The organism is Holdemanella biformis DSM 3989 (assembly GCF_000156655.1).
Lineage (GTDB): Bacteria > Bacillota_I > Bacilli_A > Erysipelotrichales > Erysipelotrichaceae > Holdemanella > Holdemanella biformis.
The window spans coordinates 1-711 of record NZ_DS996854.1 but is presented as its reverse complement, the minus strand read 5'-3'; the positions used below and the strand labels follow the sequence as shown (position 1 = coordinate 711).

At 33.2% G+C, this 711-nt stretch carries 1 protein-coding gene; it reads right to left on the bottom strand.

From position 1 onward, the window contains the following. On the bottom strand, positions 1 to 598 hold a 598-nt coding region (locus tag EUBIFOR_RS12270), incomplete at its 3' end, for a tyrosine-type recombinase/integrase (protein ID WP_003866308.1). Positions 599 to 711: the final 113 nt, after the last annotated feature.

Below are 711 nucleotides of genomic sequence, written 5' to 3'. Positions count from 1 at the left end.
TTTTGGAATTCGATTGAACAGCTGGGAATAAGTATTCATTCTTATCAGGCTTATAGACGATCCAATATTCACGAAGAGCCTTTAACAATGTGTTAGATAAAGGTACTTTGCGAGATTTACCACGTTTTGAATTTTGAATAGAAAGCAACATATTTTTAGAATCAATGTCGCTAACTTTTAAACGAGCCACTTCACCAACTCTAAGTCCGGCATCCAAGCCAAGAAGTAGAAAAGCACGAAGTCGTATATCTTTTGTATCGAGCAACAAATGAATCTGTTCATCTGTAAAAACAGTGATTTCTACAGGATGATATAAAATGTTGGGAAACTGTCTTCTAGATAATGGGCTTTCTAAAACAACATCAAAGAAGTAACGGATAGCACTGATGACTGCGTTTAAAGAAGCAGGAGCATACGTCTGTTTCATATGGACAACATAATTTTGTGCCATTGAAACATCAAGAATAGATACATCTTCCAATTGATAAAAATCAAACATTCTTGAAAGATACCATCTATACATGTGAATGGTATTTGATGAAAGATTTCTATATTCCATCATAAAAGTAAATTTGTTTAAAGCTTCATCTTTATTCATAACAACACATCCTTTCAAAAAATAAAGACAAAACTATGATAGAATAAGAAACAGGAGAAGAACTAGGCTATATTAAAAAAAGCCCACACTCGCCAGAGTGTGTTAGTTCAATA